The 18,459-nt window shown below is 66.6% G+C and carries 17 protein-coding genes; 13 read left to right on the top strand and 4 right to left on the bottom strand.

The window, feature by feature from the left end:
- Positions 1-8 precede the first annotated feature (8 nt).
- From ACTEK7_RS10415 to ccoS, 3 genes are read left to right on the top strand one after another with little or no spacing between them, the layout of a single operon-like run.
- Complete coding sequence (locus tag ACTEK7_RS10415; RefSeq protein ID WP_057026793.1) at positions 9-494, top strand: FixH family protein; 486 nt, start codon at positions 9-11, stop codon at positions 492-494.
- An 11-nt stretch (positions 495-505) separates the two neighbouring features.
- The gene (locus tag ACTEK7_RS10410; protein ID WP_225146137.1) at positions 506-2,695 is read left to right on the top strand and encodes a cation-translocating P-type ATPase; all 2,190 of its coding nucleotides are present in this window, start codon (positions 506-508) and stop codon (positions 2,693-2,695) included.
- Complete coding sequence (gene ccoS / locus ACTEK7_RS10405; RefSeq protein ID WP_008550618.1) at positions 2,695-2,862, top strand: cbb3-type cytochrome oxidase assembly protein CcoS; 168 nt, start codon at positions 2,695-2,697, stop codon at positions 2,860-2,862. The genes ACTEK7_RS10410 and ccoS overlap by 1 nt, the downstream gene beginning before the upstream one ends.
- Here ccoS and ACTEK7_RS10400 read toward each other — a convergent pair.
- Both ACTEK7_RS10400 and ACTEK7_RS10395 read right to left on the bottom strand, forming a co-directional pair.
- Positions 2,859-4,061 carry an MFS transporter gene (locus ACTEK7_RS10400; RefSeq protein WP_225146136.1) on the bottom strand — a complete coding sequence of 401 codons (1,203 nt, stop codon included), beginning with the start codon at positions 4,059-4,061 and terminating at the stop codon, positions 2,859-2,861. The two genes, ccoS and ACTEK7_RS10400, sit on opposite strands and share 4 nt — an antisense overlap.
- Positions 4,062-4,283: 222 nt before the next feature.
- Positions 4,284-4,763, bottom strand: coding sequence for a cupin domain-containing protein (locus ACTEK7_RS10395; RefSeq protein WP_225112673.1), 480 nt, complete (start codon positions 4,761-4,763; stop codon positions 4,284-4,286).
- 273 nt (positions 4,764-5,036) lie between these two features.
- Here ACTEK7_RS10395 and ACTEK7_RS10390 point away from each other — a divergent pair, with 273 nt between their 5' ends.
- Positions 5,037-5,753: a peroxiredoxin-like family protein gene (locus ACTEK7_RS10390; protein ID WP_225146135.1), complete on the top strand. Its 717-nt coding sequence runs from the start codon at positions 5,037-5,039 to the stop codon at positions 5,751-5,753.
- A gap of 184 nt (positions 5,754-5,937) precedes the next feature.
- Here ACTEK7_RS10390 and ACTEK7_RS10385 read toward each other — a convergent pair whose 3' ends face one another.
- The gene (locus ACTEK7_RS10385; RefSeq protein ID WP_036004434.1) at positions 5,938-6,825 is read right to left on the bottom strand and encodes a LysR family transcriptional regulator; all 888 of its coding nucleotides are present in this window, start codon (positions 6,823-6,825) and stop codon (positions 5,938-5,940) included.
- 180 nt (positions 6,826-7,005) lie between these two features.
- Here ACTEK7_RS10385 and ACTEK7_RS10380 point away from each other — a divergent pair, with 180 nt between their 5' ends.
- The 3 genes from ACTEK7_RS10380 to ACTEK7_RS10370 all read left to right on the top strand — a co-directional run bounded on the left by ACTEK7_RS10380 (position 7,006) and on the right by ACTEK7_RS10370 (position 10,072).
- Positions 7,006-7,830, top strand: a complete 825-nt coding sequence (locus ACTEK7_RS10380; protein WP_225146134.1) for a 3-hydroxybutyrate dehydrogenase — start codon at positions 7,006-7,008, stop codon at positions 7,828-7,830.
- A 58-nt stretch (positions 7,831-7,888) separates the two neighbouring features.
- Complete coding sequence (locus ACTEK7_RS10375) at positions 7,889-9,034, top strand: DUF3734 domain-containing protein (protein ID WP_225146133.1); 1,146 nt, start codon at positions 7,889-7,891, stop codon at positions 9,032-9,034.
- A gap of 90 nt (positions 9,035-9,124) precedes the next feature.
- A complete protein-coding gene (locus ACTEK7_RS10370) occupies positions 9,125-10,072 on the top strand; it encodes an oxygenase MpaB family protein (RefSeq protein ID WP_225146236.1) in 948 nt (315 codons plus the stop codon).
- Between the two features lie 141 nt (positions 10,073-10,213).
- Here the strand turns inward: ACTEK7_RS10370 and glgA are convergent, their stop codons facing one another.
- Positions 10,214-11,629, bottom strand: coding sequence for a glycogen synthase GlgA (gene glgA, locus ACTEK7_RS10365; RefSeq protein WP_128263538.1), 1,416 nt, complete (start codon positions 11,627-11,629; stop codon positions 10,214-10,216).
- Between the two features lie 191 nt (positions 11,630-11,820).
- Here glgA and ACTEK7_RS10360 point away from each other — a divergent pair, with 191 nt between their 5' ends.
- The 6 genes from ACTEK7_RS10360 (at position 11,821) to ACTEK7_RS10335 (ending at position 18,457) form a co-directional block, all read left to right on the top strand.
- Positions 11,821-13,017: a CaiB/BaiF CoA transferase family protein gene (locus ACTEK7_RS10360; protein ID WP_036025930.1), complete on the top strand. Its 1,197-nt coding sequence runs from the start codon at positions 11,821-11,823 to the stop codon at positions 13,015-13,017.
- 130 nt (positions 13,018-13,147) lie between these two features.
- A complete protein-coding gene (locus ACTEK7_RS10355; RefSeq protein ID WP_109144553.1) occupies positions 13,148-14,683 on the top strand; it encodes an ABC transporter substrate-binding protein in 1,536 nt (511 codons plus the stop codon).
- A gap of 7 nt (positions 14,684-14,690) precedes the next feature.
- Entirely contained in the window at positions 14,691-15,641 is a 951-nt protein-coding gene (locus tag ACTEK7_RS10350) for an ABC transporter permease (RefSeq protein ID WP_036037769.1), read from the top strand.
- Positions 15,628-16,500 carry an ABC transporter permease gene (locus ACTEK7_RS10345; RefSeq protein WP_036004454.1) on the top strand — a complete coding sequence of 291 codons (873 nt, stop codon included), beginning with the start codon at positions 15,628-15,630 and terminating at the stop codon, positions 16,498-16,500. The genes ACTEK7_RS10350 and ACTEK7_RS10345 overlap by 14 nt, the downstream gene beginning before the upstream one ends.
- On the top strand, positions 16,497-17,489 hold the full coding sequence (locus ACTEK7_RS10340) for an ABC transporter ATP-binding protein (RefSeq protein ID WP_225146132.1): 993 nt from the start codon (positions 16,497-16,499) through the stop codon (positions 17,487-17,489). The genes ACTEK7_RS10345 and ACTEK7_RS10340 overlap by 4 nt, the downstream gene beginning before the upstream one ends.
- A complete protein-coding gene (locus ACTEK7_RS10335) occupies positions 17,486-18,457 on the top strand; it encodes an ABC transporter ATP-binding protein (RefSeq protein ID WP_074447511.1) in 972 nt (323 codons plus the stop codon). Before ACTEK7_RS10340 ends, ACTEK7_RS10335 begins: the two co-directional genes overlap by 4 nt.
- Positions 18,458-18,459: the final 2 nt, after the last annotated feature.

The following is an 18,459-nucleotide window of genomic DNA, read 5'->3' as shown; positions in this document are numbered from 1 at the left end:
AGACCACCATGTCATCCAAGCCGCTGACCGGAACCAAGGTCTTCCTGATGCTGGTCGCTTTCTTCGGCCTCGTGATCGGCGTCAATGCCACCATGATGAAGCTCGCCATCGCAACGCTGCCCGGCACCGACGTCGACAGCCCCTATGCCGCGGGCCTCGTCTACGATCGCGAGATCTCGGCGGCGCAGGACCAGGCCGCGCGGAAGTGGAAGGTCAACGCCCATGTCGAGCGCCGCAACGATGGCGGCGCCTCGGTCCAGGTCGAGGCCCGCGACGCCGGCGGCCAGCCGATCTCCGGGCTGAAGTTCGGCGGCCGGCTGGAGCGGCCGACTGACAAGCGCGCCGACCTCGCCGTCGAGCTCAGCGAAGCCGGCATCGGCCTCTATCGCGGCAATGCGGCGTCCGTCGCGCCGGGCCAATGGGACCTGGTGATCGAGGGCGAGGCGCGGGGGACGCGCGTGTTCATGTCGCGCAACCGCGTGATCCTGAACTGAAGGATTCCGTCATGCAGGTCACGCGCGATTTCTCTCATTACGTCCGCGATGCGGGCGAGGGCCTCCGGCACATCGATCTCGCCGTCGAGGGCGTTCACTGCGCCGGCTGCATGGCCAAGATCGAGCGCGGGCTCTCGGCCATCCCCGACGTCACCCTGGCGCGCGTCAACCTCACCGACCGCCGCGTCGCGCTGGAATGGAAGGCGGGCACGCTCGACCCCGGCCGTTTCATCGACCGGCTCGAAGAGCTCGGCTACAAGGCCTATCCGTTCGAGACCGAGAGTGCGGAAGTGGCCGAGGTCGCCGAATCCCGCTTCCTGCTGCGCTGCCTCGGGGTCGCCGCGTTCGCCACCATGAACGTGATGATGCTGTCGATCCCGGTGTGGTCCGGCAACGTCTCGGACATGCTGCCGGAGCAGCGCGATTTCTTCCACTGGCTGTCGGCGCTGATCGCGCTGCCGGCGGCGGCCTATGCCGGCCAGCCGTTCTTTCGCTCGGCCTGGCGCGCTCTGTCGGCCAAGACCACCAACATGGACGTGCCGATTTCGATCGGCGTGATCCTGGCGCTCGGCATGTCCGTGGTCGAGACCATCCACCACGCCGAGCATGCCTATTTCGACGCCGCGATCATGCTGCTGACCTTCCTCCTGGTCGGCCGCTTCCTCGACCAGAACATGCGGCGGCGGACCCGCGCGGTCGCCGGCAATCTCGCCGCGCTGAAGGCTGAGACGGCCGCGAAGTTCATCGGGCCCGACGAGATCTCGCAGGTGCCGGTGGCGGCGATCAATCCGGGCGACATCGTGCTGCTCCGGCCCGGCGAGCGCTGCGCGATCGACGGCACCGTGATCGAAGGGCGTTCCGAGATCGACCAGAGCCTGATCACCGGCGAGACGCTCTATGTCACGGCCGAGCAGGGCACGCCGGTCTATGCGGGATCGATGAACATCTCCGGCAGCTTGCGGGTGCGGGTCTCGGCCGCCTCCGAGGCGACGCTGCTCGCCGAGATCACGCGGCTGCTCGACAACGCGCTCCAGGCGCGCTCGCGCTACATGCGCCTTGCCGACCGGGCCTCGCGGCTCTATGCGCCGGTGGTGCATGCGACCGCGCTCCTGACCATTCTCGGATGGGTCCTCGCCGGTGCGAGCTGGCACGATGCGATCGTGACCGGCGTCGCCGTGCTGATCATCACCTGTCCCTGCGCCCTAGGGCTTGCGATCCCGACGGTGCAGACGGTGGCCTCGGGCGCGATGTTCAAGGCCGGTGTTCTGCTCAATGCGGGCGATGCGATCGAGCGGCTGGCTGAAGCCGACCATGTGATCTTTGACAAGACCGGCACGCTGACGCTGCCCGAGCTCGAAGTGATGAATGCCGCCGACATTCCCGCCGATGTCTTCGAACTCGCCGGCCGGCTCGCACTGTCGAGCCATCACCCGGTGGCTGCCGCCGTCGCGCAAGCTGCCGGTGCGAAGTCTCCGATCCTCAGTGCGGTGGAGGAGGCCGGGCAGGGTGTCCGTGCGACCGTCGACGGCCTCGAGCTTCGCCTCGGCCGTCCCTCCTTCTGCGGTGCCGAGGCGCTGGTCGCCAGCGCCTTGGTCGATCCCGAAGCTTCCATCGTCGCGTTCAGCAAGGGCAGCGAAAAATTCATCCTCTCGGTTCGCCAGGGCCTGCGACCCGATGCCAAGGCGGTGATCGCGGCTCTGAAGGCGCGCAACATCGGCATCGAGATCCTGTCCGGCGATCGCGAGCCGGCCGTGAAGGCCGCGGCCCAATCGCTCGACATCCCCGAGTGGCGCGCCGGCGTCACCCCGGCCGACAAGATCGCGCGGATCGAGGAGCTGAAACGGCGCGGTGCGAAAGTGCTGATGGTCGGCGACGGCATGAACGATGCGCCATCGCTCGCGGCGGCCCATGTCTCGATGTCGCCGATCTCGGCCGCGCATCTCAGCCAGGCCACCGCCGATCTCGTCTTCCTCGGCCGGCCGCTGGCGCCGGTGGTTGCCGCCATCGACGCCTCGCGCAAGGCGCTGCATTTGATGCGGCAGAACCTCTGGCTTGCGATCGGCTACAATGTGCTCGCGGTGCCGGTTGCGATCAGCGGCGTCGTGACGCCCCTGATCGCCGCTGCCGCCATGAGCGGATCGTCGATCCTGGTGATGCTGAACTCGCTGCGCGCCCGCAGCGCCTCGCGGGAGATCGTGTAATGGAGATACTGGTCATCCTGGTCCCGCTAGCATTGATGCTCGGAGGTGCCGGTCTCGTCGCTTTCCTGTGGTCGCTCAGGAGCGGCCAGTACGACGATCTCGACGGCGCCGCCTGGCGCGCGATCGCCGACGACGAGCCGCCGCAGGAAGCGCCGGCCAAGCGCTAGCGTTTCAGGGTGAATGTAAGCAGGGCTGCGGCAGCGAGCGCCGCGCCCACGCCGAATACGCACGCCTGCCATCCGAAAGCGTCGAACAGGCGCCCGAGCACGGCGGTGCCGACCAGTCCGCCGCAGAAGTAACACGTAAGATAGATCCCGCTGGCGATGCCGCGATTGTCGGCTGCGGCCTGTCCGACGAAACCCGTCGCGGCGGCCTGTGCGAAGAATGTGCCGACCCCGACCAGGACCATGCCGGCGAGCACTTCGCCCAGACGCGGCGACAGCATCAAGGGCAGGCCGAGCCCGGCAACAGCGAGCGCGCCCCAGATCGTGGGCCGCGTTCCCAGCCGCGCCGCCACCCTGCCGGCCAGAAGCGTCGTGACGATCGACGGCAGGAAGACGAAATAGACGAGGCCGAGATCCATCATGCCGAGCGACAGCGGCGGCCGCACCAGCACGAAATTGACGTAGGTGAAGGTGCCGATGAAGGCGAACAGGATGCAGAAGCCGATGCCGAAAGAGGCGCGCAGCTGCGGATTGCGCCAATGCGCGATGGTGGCGGCGAGCGGCGAAGCCGCCGGCGTCATCGCATGCATCGGCGGCACGCAGTTGACGGTGAAATAGACCAGCGCTGCGCCGGTAAGATTGAGCGCCGCGAAGAAGTAGAAGTTCCAGGCGAGGCCGAGGCCATCGGCCAATGCGGCCGAGATCAGCCGGCCGACGAGATTGCTGGCGACATTGCCGGTGATGTAGGCGGCAAAGGCGCCGCCGGCGTCCATGGCGCTGCATTGCTCGCCGAGATAGGCGAGGGTGAGCGCGAAGGCGGACGCCATGCACAGGCCCTGCGCGACCCGCAACGCGGTGAAGACGGCAAGATTGGGCGCGACAGCAAGCAGGCTGGTGGGAACCGCAAGCAGGGCCAGGCTGAGCAGGATGCCCGTTCGCCGGTCGATACGCGGGCTGAAGAAGCCGACGACGAGGCTGGCTGCGGCCATGCCGAAGGTGCTGGCATTGACGGCAAAGCCCATTGCCGCGGGTGTGACGCCGTAGTGCCGTGTCAGCGAGGGCAGGATCGCCTGCGTCGCGAAGAGATCGACGACCGTCAGGAATGCGGTGAGGCCGATCACGAGCGAGCGAAACGCGAAGCCAGGGGAATGCGCATTCATCGTCGTCGCGGTCGGTTTGATCGATGCGGAAAGATCGGTCATGTCGTTGCGCTCCCTCATGCCCCGGCATGCCCCGAGCGCGCGCCTCGTCCTTTGAGACGACCGCGGAGCCTGTCATCGGGCCGCGCTCTGCGCGGACCCGGTGGCGGTCTCCTCAGGATGAGGCTAAGCGACATCGTGGCCGCCGAGGCTGCTGCCGCACACTCCGTCCTCATCCTGAGGAGCCCGCCTGAAGCGGGCGTCTCGAAGGATGGCCGCACGGAATTACATATGGCGGTCGTTGGGATCCTTGCGGACGTCGCCGACATAGAGAATGACGGTCTCCTTGCCGAGGTTCTTCCACCAGTGCGAGGTGCCGTGGACTTCGGGGCGGATGTCGCCGGCCTTGTGCACGATCGGGTCGACGCAGTTGGAGGCGTATTCGACGATCTCGCCCTGCTGCACGAAGATCAGGGCCGGACGGTCGTCATGGCTGTGCCAGGGCACGATGCCGCCGGGCTCGATGGTCAGCTTGCGGAAGCGCAGCTCGCGGCCCTCAATACGGGCGGGCTGCTTGCCGAGATCGATCGCGCCGAGCGTCACGTCGGTAACGCCGACAGGCTTGTAGTCGACCATCGGCTGCGCATTCGGCTTGGTCTTGCCGGCCGGACATTCGCCGGCGAAAACCGGCGTCGCAAATGTCAGCGCGCCGAGAACGGCAACGCCTGTCCAAACCACGCGCGACATTGTGAGATGGCTAGACATGGAAAGTCTCCTCTGTTGGCCGCGAGCCCTGATGGCCGCGGGCTATGGCAGGAGCTTCGTCGAGACCTTTTCCATGTTGAAATGCCGGCTTGCTTTCGATGCGATAGCCCCGCGCTATGCCGATAGGCGGCAGCTATCGAACCGATTGGGCATCGGCATTTCCGCTTTCGCAGCATCCGGCGTCCGATGCCAGCAGGCCCGATTGCGGTCGCCCCTTGCGGGCGGGCGAACCGGGAAACTAATATTCGCCCGCAAGGAAGCCGGAGCAGGAAGATGACGTCTCTCTCGCCAGCCGATGCCGAACAGCTCAGGCTCGCGTTCCAGCGCTGCCGCGACATGGACAGCACGCTGAACGAACAGCTCCGCGCCTATGCCGATGCCAGCCGCGAGGTCTTTCCGGCCTATGGCGAGGCGGTCGATCGCCTGGTCGCGCGATTGAGCGACAACGGCGGCGGCGAGACCGCGCCGCGGCCGGGCGACCCGATGCCGCCGTTCATGCTGCCCGACGAGGGTGGCCGTCTCGTGTCGCTGCCCTCGCTGCTGGAGGGAGGCCCCGTCGCGGTGATGTTCTTCCGCGGCCATTGGTGTCCCTATTGCCGGCTCAATGTCCGCGCCGTGGTCCAGGCGCTGGACCGCATCAAGGCGATGGGGGCGCAGGTTGTCGCGATCGTGCCGGAGACGCAGGAATATACCGGGCAGCTCAAGGCCGAATCCGGCGCGCCGTTTCCGATCCTGACGGATCTCGACAACGGCTATGCGCTGTCGCTCGACCTCGCGATCTGGTTAGGTGCCGAGATCCAGCAATTGCTGTCCTATCAGGACATGGCGAAATTCCACGGCAATGACGGCTGGATGCTGCCGATCCCGGCCGTGTTCCTGGTCGGACGCGACGGCATCGTGAAAGCCCGCTTTGTCGATCCGGATTTCCGCAAGCGCATGGAGATTGACGATCTGATCGAAGCGCTGGAGCGCGCGAGCCAGGAGAATTGAGCTACGCTTTCTTCCTTCTCCCCTTGTGGGAGAAGGTGGCGCGAAGCGCCGGATGAGGGGTTGCCTCCGCAATCACAAAAGAGGATTGGAGTCGCGGAGAGATACCCCTCACCCGTCTCGCCGCTATGCGGCGAGCCACCCTCTCCCACAGGGGGAGAGGGAAGGGCGGTCGACACTGTAAAGACTACCCCGCGATCTCGCGCCAGTCGGCGCCGCGCAGCATGCGCATCACGGCGTTGCCCACGGCGGTGCGTTGCCGGCCGGCGACCCCATAGAGATTGACGGTGCGGCGGGCGTCCAGCCCCGTGACCGCGGCGCGGGTCAGCCGCTCCGGCACGGGCGAGGTGTGCGGCACCATGGCGATGCCCATCTCGGCCTCGACCAGCTCGATCAAGTCGCGCTCGTTCGAGACCTCATGACCCTGTTCGATGTCGATGCCGTGCTCGCGCAGGCTCGCGGAGATGCGGCGCGCGTGCTCGCAGAAAGTTCGGCTCAGCAGCAGCTCCGATCGCAGATCGTCCAGTTCGACCGAGCTGCGGCCGGCCAGCCGGTGCCCATCGCCGACGACGAGCTCGAAGCTCTCGGTGAACAGCGGCCAGACATCCAGCCGGTCCCAGGCCTCGTCGATCTCGGCCGCAATGCCGAGCTCGGCTTCGCCCTTCTTCAGGAAGTCGCCGACCTCCCGGCCCGAGCCGCGCAGAAAGCGGAATTCGAGCCGGTTGAACTGCCGCTTGATCTCGTTGAGATGCGGAATCAGCAAAGCGAGGTCGATCGAATGCGTCAGCGCAATGCGGAGCGCACCGATCTCTCCGCTCCTGAACGAGGAGGCGAGCGAGCGCGCGCCGATGGCCGCGTCATAGCACTGCTTCAGGAGTGGATGCATGCGCTGGCCGAGCTCAGTCAATTGCGCGGCGGGGCGTTCGCGGCGGAACAGGTCGCCGCCCAGCTCGGCCTCGAGCTGCTTGATCGCGCGCGTCAGCGAGGGCTGCGTGACGTTGCATTCCTCGGCCGCGCGCGTGAAGTTCAAGAGCTGCGCCACCGCGAGGAAATAGCGGACCTGGTGCATTTCCATGGATCGGCTCCCAGCAAATATCGACCGGAAATCTAGCCGATCAGGGCGAAAAATGACATCCCGCCTGCGATAGCGCGGACGTATCGACTCGGAAGCCAACCGGCATTTCCGCAAATCCCGGAGATCCCGCACATTTCGCTCCGGCCTGGCGCGGTGTCGCGCTGAGAAGAGGTCTGGATCATGAATATTCCCATCAAGACGCAGACGTCCGCTTCATCACGCGTGCTTGCCGGCAAGGTGGCGCTTGTCACCGGGTCCACCAGCGGCATCGGTCTCGGTATCGCGCGGGCCCTCGCCGCCTCGGGCGCCGACATCGTGCTCAATGGCCTTGGTGTCGCCAGCGAGATCGGCCGGACGCGCGAGCAGATCGCCGCCGAGTTCGGCGTCAAGGCCAGCTATTCGCCGGCGGACATGACGAGGCCGAAATCGATCGCCGAGATGATCGCGGCGACGGTGGCCCAATCCGGCCGGCTGGACATCTTGGTCAACAACGCCGGCATCCAGCATGTCGCGCCGCTCGACCAGTTTCCGGTCGAGAAGTGGGACCAGATCCTCGCAATCAACCTGTCCTCGGCCTTCCACACCACGCGGTTGGCCTTGCCGGCAATGCGGCAGCACGGTTTCGGCCGGATCATCAACATTGCCTCCACGCACGGCCTGGTCGGTTCGCCGTTCAAGGCAGCCTATGTCACCGCCAAGCATGGCATCGTCGGCCTCACCAAGGTGACGGCGCTGGAGACGGCGGAGCAGGGCATCACCTGCAACGCAATCTGCCCTGGTTATGTCCATACGCCGCTGGTCGAGGCGCAGATCGACGGCCAGGCCAAGGCCCATGGCATCTCCCGCGATCAGGTGATCCGCGACGTGCTGCTGGCGCAACAGCCGAACAAGCGCTTTGTTGCGGTCGAGGAGCTCGGCGCACTCGCGGTGTTCCTGTCGGCGGACGCGGCGGCCTCGATCACCGGCGTTGCGCTGCCGGTCGACGGCGGTTGGACCGCGCATTGACATGGGCCGGCGCAGCAAGTCGAATACTCGAACAGTGCAAGCTCACCAGGAGCGAGACATGGGCACGCAGGACAATTCTCAGCATAAGCAGCACGACCTGCCGGGTCAGGTCGTGCTCGTGCTTCAGGGCGGCGGCGCGCTCGGCTCGTACCAGGCCGGGGTCTACCAGGCCTTGCACGAAGCCGGCATCGAGCCGGACTGGATCATCGGCACCTCGATCGGTGCGATCAATGCGAGCCTCATCGCCGGCAACGCGCCCGAGCACCGGCTCGCGCGCTTGCGGGAGTTCTGGAAGCGGATGGAGCAGAAGCCGGTCTGGGACTGGCGAGCCGCGTTTCCCGGCTTCAACGAGAAGCTGGCCTATTGGTCGACCGTGACCCACGGCATTGCCGGTTTCTTCCGGCCCAATCCGCTGGCCCATGCCGGCGATTCCTATCCGCTGGGCGCCGATTACGCCGGCTATTATTCGACCGCGCCGCTGGAGAAGACGCTGAGCGAGCTCGTCGATTTTGATCTCGCCAACCGCTGCGCGCCGCGTCTGACGGTCGGTGCGGCTCATGTCGGCACCAGCGAAATGCGCTATTTCGACAGCCGCGACGGCGAGCTGACGGTGAAGCATGTGATGGCTTCGGGCGCGCTGCCGCCGGCTTTCCCCGCCGTGCGCATCGACGGCGAGCTCTATTGGGACGGCGGCATCCTGTCGAACACGCCGACCGAAGCCGTGTTCGACGACAATCCACGCAGGAACTCGCTGATCTTCTCCGTGCATCTGTGGAATCCGGTCGGGCCGGAGCCGACCACGATGGCGGAGGTGCTGAACCGGCACAAGGACGTGCAATATTCCAGCCGCATCGCCAGCCAGATCGTGCGACAGCAGCAGGCCCATCGTCTGCGCCACGTCATTAACCAGCTCGCGGCGCGGCTGCCCGAGAGCGAGCGCAACGATCCCGCGGTGAGGGAACTGACGAGCTACGGCTGCCCGACCCGCATGCATGTGGTGCGTCTGCTGGCGCCGCAGCTCGAGCACGAGACCCATACCAAGGATATCGACTTCAGTCCGTCCGGGATCACGCGGCGCTGGCACGCCGGCTATGCGCACACGAAATCGGTGCTGGCGCGCAAGCCCTGGGTCGGCGAATTCGATCCGCTCGCCGGCGTCGTGCTGCACGAGCATATGGACGAGATGCCGATGGCGGCGGAGTGAGGCTCTGTCCGTCATAGCCTCGCACGACGACGATTTTGCGGGCGCGCGGTCCGGAGTATGGTCGCCGTATCTTCGTCGCGAGGCTTGCAGTTGGTCGCTGAGAAAGATCTGGAGGAGTCGCTCGATACGCTGCGTGCCAACGCGGCGGGACCGGTCGCGGGCGTATTCGGTCCGGCCTCACTGACCTGGCAGATCGACCGGGAGGCCGTGCTCTTTCTCGGCGCCGGCCGTGCGCTGCTGCTGCAACTGGCCCATCCCTGGGTGGCGGCGGCGATCGCCGAGCATTCGCGTACCCTCGCCGATCCGATCGGCCGCTTCCATCGCACCTTCGACATCGTCTTTACGATGGTGTTCGGCTCGCTGGACCGGGCGCTGCTGTCGTCCCGGCAGCTGCATCGGCGTCACAGCATGATCGTCGGCGAGATGCCCGAGACCGTGGGGCCGTTCGCGGCCGGCTCGCGCTACTGCGCCAACGACATCCCCGCGCTGCGCTGGGTCCACGCCACGCTGGTCGAGACCGCGCTTATGGCACATGATCTGGTGCTGCCGCCACTCTCGGCGGAGGAGCGCGATCGCTATTGGAGCGAGGCCAGGCTGTACGGCGCCCTCTTCGGATTAAAGGGGGATGATTTGCCGGCGGACTGGTCCGGCTTCGTCGCCTACGCCAAGGCAATGGCGCAGTCGGAGACGCTGACCGTTGGCCCTGCGGCGCGCGAGATCGCCGCGCAGATATTCAGCGGCGCGCGCCCGTGGCTGCGGCCGCCGCGCTGGTACTGCGCGCTCACCGCGAGCATGCTGCCCGAGCGCTTGCGCGCGGGCTTCGGCTTCGAGCTCGACGCGCGTGCGATCCGATCCGCCGATCACGCGCTGCGGTGGATCCGGCGCGTCTATCCGAAATTGCCTGGCCGGCTGCGCTATGTCGGTCCCTACCAGGAAGCGCAGGCGCGGCTGCGGGGCGAAGCGCGGCCCGACTGGATGACGCGGTGTCTTAATCGCGCCTGGATCGGCCGTCCGCAGATGGATGTGCGCGGGAAATAGGGACTCGAGGCAAGCTCGTTGCAGCTTGTCATTCCGGGGCGCGCGGAGCGCGAGCCCGGAATCCATTTCTCCGAGCGTTCCGGCCGCACGATGGATTCCGGGCTCGCGCCAAACGGCGCGCCCCGGAATGACAGCGGTGCCTCACACCGACGCCAGCTTGCGGTACAGCGCGCTGTAGCTGCCGGCCGAGATGCTCCAGGAGAACGAGCGCCCCATGGCGCTGCGGCGCATCGTGTCGAGCTGGTCGTGGGCCATGAAGGCCGAGAAGGCGCGCCGCACGCCGCCGAGGAAGGACTCGCGCGACGGCCTCGAGAACAGGAAGCCGGTCTCGCCGTCGCTGATGGTCTCGGCGAGGCCGCCGGTCTGGTGACCGATCGGCAGCGAGCCGAAGCGCTGGGCGTACATCTGGCTGAGCCCGCACGGCTCGAACCGCGACGGCATCAAGGTGAAGTCGCTGCCGGCGAAGATGCGCCGCGCCTGGGCCTCGTTGAAGCCGATCGCAACCCCGATGGCGTCGGGGCGGCGGCGGTGCGCGTCGATCAAGGCCTGCTCGAGCGCCGGCTCGCCGGAGCCGGTGACCACGATCTGCCCGCCGGCATCGACGATCTCGTCCGCCGCCGATAGCACGAGGTCGATCCCCTTCTGGTGCACGAGGCGCGCAACGATGCCGAACATCGGCCCGCGCGAGACCGCCAGCCCGAACTGCTTGCGGACGTAATCCGCATTCGCCTTCTTGCCGACCCAGTCGCCGGCGCCGAATTGCTGGGCGAGCTGGGCGCAGGAGCGCGGGTCCCAGCTCTCGTCGATGCCGTTGAGGATGCCGGTGAGCTCGGCGGCGTCCGAGCGCAGGCGGAGCAGGCCCTCCAGGCCACAGCCGAACTCGGCCGTGGTGATCTCCCGCGCATAGGTGCCGCTGACCGTGGTGAGGTGCGAGGCGTAGACGAGGCCCGCCTTGAGGAAGGAGACCTGATCGTAGAACTCGACGCCATCGATGTGGAAGGAGCTCTCCGGTGCGCCGATCCGCCGCAGCGAGTCCTTCGGGAAGAGGCCCTGATAGGCGAGGTTATGGATGGTCAGGATGGACGGCAGCTTGGCGCCCTGCCAAGCCAGATAGGCCGGCACGAGCGAGGCCTGCCAATCGTTGGCATGGATCAGGTCTGCTGCCCAATTCTTGTCCAGCTTGCCCATGGCGAGCTCAGCCGCGGCCGAGGCCAAGCGCGCGAAGCGGATGTCGTTGTCGGGCCAATCGCGCCCGAGCTCGTCGCCATAGGGGTTGCCCGGTCGGTCGTAGAGCTGCGAGCACAACAGCACATAGACCGGCAGGCCGTCCTTGGTCGCGGCACGGCCGAGCGAGCAGGCCGGCATCTCCGCGAATGCGGGACAGCGGCCAACGACCTGAATATGCGTGAGTTGCTCGATGATGTCGCGATAGCCGGGCAGCATGATCCGGATATCGGCGAAGGAGCGAAGTGCGCGGGGGAGGGCGGCGGAAACGGCGCCCAATCCGCCGACGCGAACGAAGTCGTCCATCTCTGTGGTGACGAACAAGACCCTCAAGAACAACCGCCCTCTTTCGACCCCGCTTGCTGCTATGCAAGAACGGGTCCAGTTGTGCTGGAAATCCAAAGCCCGCCCACGCGGCACGTCTGTTCGGTAAACACTTTCCTACTCAGCCGCCGCCCTCTAGGGTCGCCGCATCAACAACAAAGATCTTCGATGGTTCCACGAGTTCAAGGGCGCAGGCAGGCATGCAGCTAGCAGATAAGCATGAGGGGACGACGACAAAGGCCTTCGCGGGCCTGCGGGTGCTGGATTTTTCGACCACCATCGCCGGGCCCCATTGCACACGGATGCTCGCCGACATGGGTGCCGAGGTCATCAAGATCGAGACCGATGGCGGCGAGACGATGCGGACGCGGCCTCCCCTCCGCAACGGCTGCAGCACCGCGTTCGGTCAGCTCAATGTCGGCAAGAAGAGCGTGGTCCTCGACCTCAAGTCCGAGGATGGCAAGGAGGCGGTGCGCCGGCTGGCCGCGACGTCGGACATTCTGGTCGAGAACTTCCGTCCCGGCGTGATGCGCCGCCTTCGGCTCGACTACGACAGCCTGCGTCAGGTCAACCCGAGGCTGATCTACTGCTCGATCTCGGGCTATGGCCAGACCGGCCCTTCGGCCGAGCTGCCGGCCTACGCCCCGGTGATCCACGCGGCCTCGGGCTACGACATGGCCCATCTCGCCTACCAGCCGGGCCGCAACCGTCCCGACTATTGCGGTATCTACCACGCCGACGTCGTCACCGGGACCTATGGTTTTGGCGCGATCGCGTCGGCGCTCTATCAACGCAGCGTGACGGGCGCCGGCCAGCACATCGACGTCTCCATGCTGGAAACCATGCTGTCGCTGACGCTGACCGAGCTGCAGAGCTCGCAATTCGCGGTGCCGCCGCCGCCACGCCCGATGTTCGGACCGACCGAGACGGCAAGCGGCTACGTCATGATCACGATCGCCAGCGAGAAGACGTTCCAGGCCCTGATGGGGGTGATCGGCCGCCCGGACTGGGTCTCCGATCCACGCTTCGCCACCTATGCTGCGCGGCGCGCGAACTGGGCCGAGCTGATGGACGGCGTCGAAATCTGGTCGCGGCAGCTTTCGACCGATGCGTGCTTGCGCGTGCTTGGCGCTGCCGGCGTGCCGGCCTCGGCCTATCGCAGCGTGTCCGAGGCCTTGGCCGATCCGCAGCTTGCGCACCGCCAGGCACTCTCCGAGGTGCGGGACGAGGGCGGCTCGTTCCAGGTGCTCAACCTGCCGTTTCGGATGTCGGGGGCTGACACGGCGCCGGCCAAGACCGTGTCCGTGCTCGGGGAGCACACCGACGCGTTGCGCCAGGAGATCGGCCTTGCGGACGGTACGGCAATTCCGCCAGGCAAAACGGCCGCGACATCCTGAGTCTCATCGCCGCCACATGCGGCGTTCGAACTCTCGTTCGTTCCTCTTGCCGAGGCGGGCATTTGTCGCCAAGCTCGCCTCCGAGTCATTCACGATCCGAAACATCGGACGAGGGATCCCGGGAGGAACCATGACGAACGCGGCGGCCTTGGCACGCAGGCGCGTGCCTATTTTCCTCGTTGCGGCATTTGCACTGGCTACGCCAGCGCAGGCGCAGAAATCAGGCGGCAGCATCACCGTCGGTCAGGAGCTGGAGATCGCAGGCTTCGATCCGCTCAAGGTCGGCGTCTACGACACCTCGACCTTCACCGCTGCCGCCGCGATCTTCGACACGCTGACGACGCTGAATGACAAGGGCGAGGCCGCGCCGAAGCTCGCGGTGTCCTGGAGCCATTCCGAGGACTACAAGACCTGGACCTTCAAGCTCCGCGAAGGCGTCAAATTCCACGACGGCACGCCGTTCAATGCGCAGGCCTTCAAGGAGAATTTCGACCGGCAGAAGGACCCCGCCAACAAGTGCCGCTGCGCCTTCTACATCACCAACGTCAAGGAGGTGCTGGCGCCGGACGAATACACAATCGTCTATAATCTCACCGATCCTTCCGTGAACCTGCCGGCGACGATCACCATCCAGAGCCAGAACAACGTCATCCATTCGCCGACCGCCTGGAAGACCAAGGGCGACGATTACAACCGCAATCCCGTCGGCACCGGCCCGTACATCCTGAAATCATGGACCGCCGGCGACCGCATGGTGCTGGAGAAGAACCCGAACTACTGGGACAAGGGTCGCCCGTATCTCGACCGCATCGTCCTGAAGCCGCTGCCCGACGCGCAGTCGCGCTTTGCCTCGCTGCAATCGGGCGAGGCCGACATCATCTGGGATGACGAGAACGACGCCGACAACATCATGAGGGCGCAGAAGGACCCCAAGCTCACCGTGCACACCTACAAGGGCTCGGGCGCGCAGGTCTACGCCTTCAACACCAAGGTGGCGCCGTTCGATGACGTGAGGGTGCGGCAGGCCCTGGTGATGGCGATCGACCGTCCCAAGATGTCGCAAGCGATCAGCAACGGCCTGAGCCGGCCCGCGAGCAATCCTTACGGCGACGGCTCCTGGGTCAAGTGCAAGGACGACGGGGCGCTGCCGTTCGACGTTGAGAAGGCCAAGGCGCTGATCAAGGAGTACGGCAAGCCGGTCGAGTTCAAGATGCTGGTGACGGCGACGCCGCGCGGCCGCATGGTCGGCCAAGTGCTGCAGCAATTCTGGAAGCGCGTCGGCGCCAACATGGAGATCGAGCAGGTCGACCAGGCCACGATTCCGACGCGCGCCTTCACCCGGCAGTTCCAGCTGACGCCGTGGCGCATCGTCGATCTCGCCGATCCCGATCCGCAGATGTACGCGAATTTCCGCAGCGGCAGCCCGCTGGCGCTCGCCGGATACGCGAACCCCGAGCTCGACAAGCTTCTGGACCATGCGCGCGTCACCGCCGACATCGGCCAGCGCACTGAGGATTATTGCGCCATCAGCCGTCTGATCAACAAGGAGGCGATCTGGTTCTGGACCTTCCAGAATACCTATTACGCGCTGTCCAGCGCCAAGCTGAAGGGCTTTCCGAAGATCTACAACGGCGTGATCGACGTCTCGACCACCTGGCTGGAATGACCGCGCGATGCTGAACTTCGTCGCGCGGCGGCTGCTTGCCATGCTGCCGGTCCTGCTCGCCGTCTCGTTGCTGACGTTCCTGATCGCCTCGCTGCTGCCGGGCGATCTCGCGCTCGTCATCCTGGGCGATCAGGCAACGCCGGAGAACGTCGCGGCGCTGCGCCGCGACATGGGACTCGACCAGCCGCTGTGGTGGCGTTACCTGAGCTGGCTCGGCCACGTGGTGCAGGGCGATCTCGGCCGCTCGTTTCGCACCGGGCAGACGGTGCTGCAGGCGGTGGCCGAACGCATCCCGGTCTCGCTGCAGCTGATGCTGATGGCCGAGTTCATCGGGCTCCTGATCGGTGTTCCCGTTGCGATCGCCTGTGCCGCGCGCGCCGGCGGTGCGTTCGACCGCTTCATGACCGGCAGCGCTTTCGCGATGCTGTCGATGCCGTCGTTCCTGACTGCGATCCTGCTGATCTATCTGTTCGCGGTCGAGCTGCGCTGGCTGCCGGCGACCGGCTATGTGCCGTTCACCGAGGCGCCGCTGGCCAATTTGCGCTTCTTCGTGCTGCCGGCGCTGACGCTGGCGCTGGCGGAATGGCCGGGCATCATGCGGGTGCTGCGCTCCGACATGATCGCGACGTTGCAGGAGGACTATATCGCGCTGGCGAAAGCAAAGGGTCTCAAGCCATCGCGCATCCTGTTGGTGCATGCGCTGAAGCCGTCGTCGCTGACCCTGGTGACGGTGACGGGCATCAATATCGGCCGCCTGCTCGGCGGCACGCTGATCGTGGAATCGATCTTCGCGCTGCCCGGCATCGGCCGGCTGCTGGTCGGGGCGATCTACACCCGGGACCTCGTCATTCTCCAGGGCGTCGTGCTGCTGGTCGCCTGCGGCTTCGTCATCGTCAACTTCATCGTCGACATGCTCTATGCCGTGCTCGATCCGAGGATCCGCCATGGCCACGCTTGAGCTGTCGATCCAGGACGAGGAGGTAGCTGCGCCGGTCGGCCGCAAGCCCAAGCTCGGCCTGTTGTTCTGGATCGCAAGCGCCTGGGTTGCGATCATCCTTTCGCTAGCGATCCTGGCGCCGGTGCTGCCGCTGCAGAACCCGACCGATATGGACATGCTGGAACGGCGCGCCGCCTTCTCCGGGGAACATTGGCTCGGCACCGACGGGCTCGGCCGCGACGAGCTCGCCCGGCTGATCTTTGGCGCGCGGGTGTCGCTAACGGTCGGGCTGATCGCGCCCATGATCGGCCTCGTCATCGGCGGCGCGCTCGGCCTGCTGGCCGGCTATTTCCGCGGCCGGTTCGAGACGCTGGTGGTCGGCAGCATGGATGTGTTGCTCGCCTTTCCGCCGCTGATCTTCGCGCTCGCGGTGGTCGCCTATCTCGGGCAGTCGGTCCCCAACCTCACTATTGTCCTCGGCGTGCTCGGCATTCCCGCTTTCATGCGCGTGGCGCGCGCGGCGACGCTGACGCTGGCGCGGCGAGAATTCGTGATCGCCGCCGAGGCGTTAGGGGCGAGCCATGCGCGCATCCTGCTGCGCGAGCTGCTGCCGAACGTCATCCTGCCGCTGCTCGCCTTCTTCCTGCTCGGCGTCGCCGTCACCATCGTGGTCGAGGGCGCGCTGTCCTTCCTCGGCCTCGGCGTGCCGCCGCCGATGCCGAGCTGGGGCAGCATGATCGGGGAGGGACGTGACAGTCTGGACGTCGCGCCGCGCCTCGCCTTTCTGCCGGCGGCAGCACTGTTTGCGACCGTGCTGGCGTTCAACCTCGTCGGCGACACCTTGCGGGCTCTCACCGACCCACGTCAGGGGGCACTGTGACCGCGCCGCTCCTGGCCATCGAGGATGTCGCGGTCGAGCTGCCGACCCCGCGCGGAAACCTGCGCGCGGTCGATCACGTCGACCTTTCGCTGCAGGCCGGCCGCACGCTCGGAATCGTCGGTGAATCCGGCTGCGGCAAGACCATGCTCTCGCGCGCCGTGCTGCAGCTGCTGCCGAAGAAGGCGAAGCTGACGGGCCGGGTGATGTTCGACGGCGAGGATCTGGTGCGGCTCGAGCCTGAAAGCCTGCGGCGGCTGCGCGGGCGCGACCTCGCGGTCGTATTCCAGGACCCCATGACCTCGCTCAACCCTGTGCTCACCATCGGCACGCAGCTGATGGAGACGATCCAGGAGCACCTCGAGCTTGACGCTCCCGCCGCGAAGGCCCGCAGCATCGAGCTGCTCGCCGCCGTCGGCATTCCCGCCCCGGAGCAGCGGCTCGCGCAATATCCGCATCAATGCTCCGGCGGCATGCGCCAGCGCATCGCGATTGCGATCGCACTGTCCTGCGAGCCGAAGCTCCTGATCGCGGACGAGCCGACCACCGCGCTCGACGTCACCATCCAGGCGCAGATCCTCGATCTGCTCGCGCGCGAGCAGCGCCGCCGCCACATGGCGATGATCATCATCACCCACGATCTCGGCGTGGTAGCCGGCCGCGCCGACGAGGTCGCGGTAATGTATGCCGGCCGGGTGGTGGAGCGCGCGCCGACGCAAGCCTTGTTCAAGCGCATGCACATGCCCTACACCGAGGCGCTGCTGGCGGCGATCCCGAAGCTCGATACCGCGCCGCATACGCCGCTGCCGGCGATCTGGGGCCGTCCACCCGATCCGACGCGCCCGCTGAAGGGCTGCTCCTTCGCGCCGCGCTGCAGTTATGCCGGCGGGCGCTGTCATGAGGCCAAACCGGTTCTGACCAGCGCCGAGGTGTCGGGACATCTCTATGCCTGCTTCCATCCGATCCGGATGACGGAGGGGATCGAGGCATGATGCAGCTTGCCGCGCGCCCCGCGCCGCTTCTCAACGTCGACAATCTCGTGGTCGAATACGGCCTCGGCAACAAGATTGTTCATGCCGTCTCCGGTGTCAGCCTCCAGGTCGCGCGCGGCGAGACGCTTGGGCTGGTCGGCGAATCCGGCTGCGGCAAGTCGACGCTCGGGCGCGCGGTGTTGCAACTGCGCCGCGCCAAGTCCGGCCGCGTGATGTTCGACGGCGAGGACCTCACCGCGATGGAGGGCGAGGCGCTGCGCCGGATGCGCCGCCGCGTGCAGCTGATCTTCCAGGATCCGATTGCTTCGCTCAATCCGCGCCGGCGCATCGGCGACATCGTCGCCGAGCCGCTGATCATCGCCGGGATCAAGGATGCCGCCGAGCGCAAACGGCGCGTTCACGAGGTGCTCTCCGCGGTCGGGCTCGACCCCGATCTCGTGGCGACCCGCCTGCCGCACGAATTCTCCGGCGGCCAGTGCCAGCGCATCTGTATCGCACGCTCGCTGGTGCTCAACCCGGAGTTCATCGTCTGCGACGAGCCGGTGTCGGCCCTCGACGTCTCCATTCGCGCGCAGATCCTCAACCTGCTGGAGGAGATGAAGGCGCGCTTCGGTCTGACGCTGCTGTTCATCGCGCACGACCTCGCGGTGGTCAAAGCGGTCAGCGACCGCGTCGCGGTGATGTATCTCGGCCGGCTCTGCGAGGTCGCCCCCTCCGAGCAATTGTTCGCGCGGCCTGCGCATCCCTACACCGCGCTGCTGTTGCAGGCGATCCCGGTGCCGGATCCGGACGTGCGACCCGCCGAAAGTGTGGCGGCCGGCGAGCCGCCATCGCCGATTGCGCCGCCATCCGGCTGCCGCTTCCGCACCCGCTGCCCGCGCGCAGATCAGCGTTGCAGCGCGGAGATACCGGAGTTGCGCCAGGTCGCACCCGGCCAGTTCGCGGCTTGCCATCATCCGCTGGCCTGAAC

This window comes from Bradyrhizobium sp. JHI2711 (genome assembly GCF_056156565.1).
The sequence above is the reverse complement of the archived record's forward strand: the minus strand, read 5'-3'. Positions and strand labels throughout refer to the sequence as shown.

What these genes read in the sequence shown, in the direction of transcription:
- ACTEK7_RS10415 (WP_057026793.1), top strand. Translation starts at nt 9, where the DNA reads ATGTCATCCAAGCCGCTGACCGGAACCAAGGTCTTCCTGATGCTGGTC.
- ACTEK7_RS10410 (WP_225146137.1), top strand. Translation starts at nt 506, where the DNA reads ATGCAGGTCACGCGCGATTTCTCTCATTACGTCCGCGATGCGGGCGAG.
- ccoS (WP_008550618.1), top strand. Translation starts at nt 2,695, where the DNA reads ATGGAGATACTGGTCATCCTGGTCCCGCTAGCATTGATGCTCGGAGGT.
- ACTEK7_RS10400 (WP_225146136.1), bottom strand. Translation starts at nt 4,061, where the DNA reads ATGACCGATCTTTCCGCATCGATCAAACCGACCGCGACGACGATGAAT.
- ACTEK7_RS10395 (WP_225112673.1), bottom strand. Translation starts at nt 4,763, where the DNA reads ATGTCTAGCCATCTCACAATGTCGCGCGTGGTTTGGACAGGCGTTGCC.
- ACTEK7_RS10390 (WP_225146135.1), top strand. Translation starts at nt 5,037, where the DNA reads ATGACGTCTCTCTCGCCAGCCGATGCCGAACAGCTCAGGCTCGCGTTC.
- ACTEK7_RS10385 (WP_036004434.1), bottom strand. Translation starts at nt 6,825, where the DNA reads ATGGAAATGCACCAGGTCCGCTATTTCCTCGCGGTGGCGCAGCTCTTG.
- ACTEK7_RS10380 (WP_225146134.1), top strand. Translation starts at nt 7,006, where the DNA reads ATGAATATTCCCATCAAGACGCAGACGTCCGCTTCATCACGCGTGCTT.
- ACTEK7_RS10375 (WP_225146133.1), top strand. Translation starts at nt 7,889, where the DNA reads ATGGGCACGCAGGACAATTCTCAGCATAAGCAGCACGACCTGCCGGGT.
- ACTEK7_RS10360 (WP_036025930.1), top strand. Translation starts at nt 11,821, where the DNA reads ATGCAGCTAGCAGATAAGCATGAGGGGACGACGACAAAGGCCTTCGCG.
- ACTEK7_RS10355 (WP_109144553.1), top strand. Translation starts at nt 13,148, where the DNA reads ATGACGAACGCGGCGGCCTTGGCACGCAGGCGCGTGCCTATTTTCCTC.
- ACTEK7_RS10350 (WP_036037769.1), top strand. Translation starts at nt 14,691, where the DNA reads ATGCTGAACTTCGTCGCGCGGCGGCTGCTTGCCATGCTGCCGGTCCTG.
- ACTEK7_RS10345 (WP_036004454.1), top strand. Translation starts at nt 15,628, where the DNA reads ATGGCCACGCTTGAGCTGTCGATCCAGGACGAGGAGGTAGCTGCGCCG.
- ACTEK7_RS10335 (WP_074447511.1), top strand. Translation starts at nt 17,486, where the DNA reads ATGATGCAGCTTGCCGCGCGCCCCGCGCCGCTTCTCAACGTCGACAAT.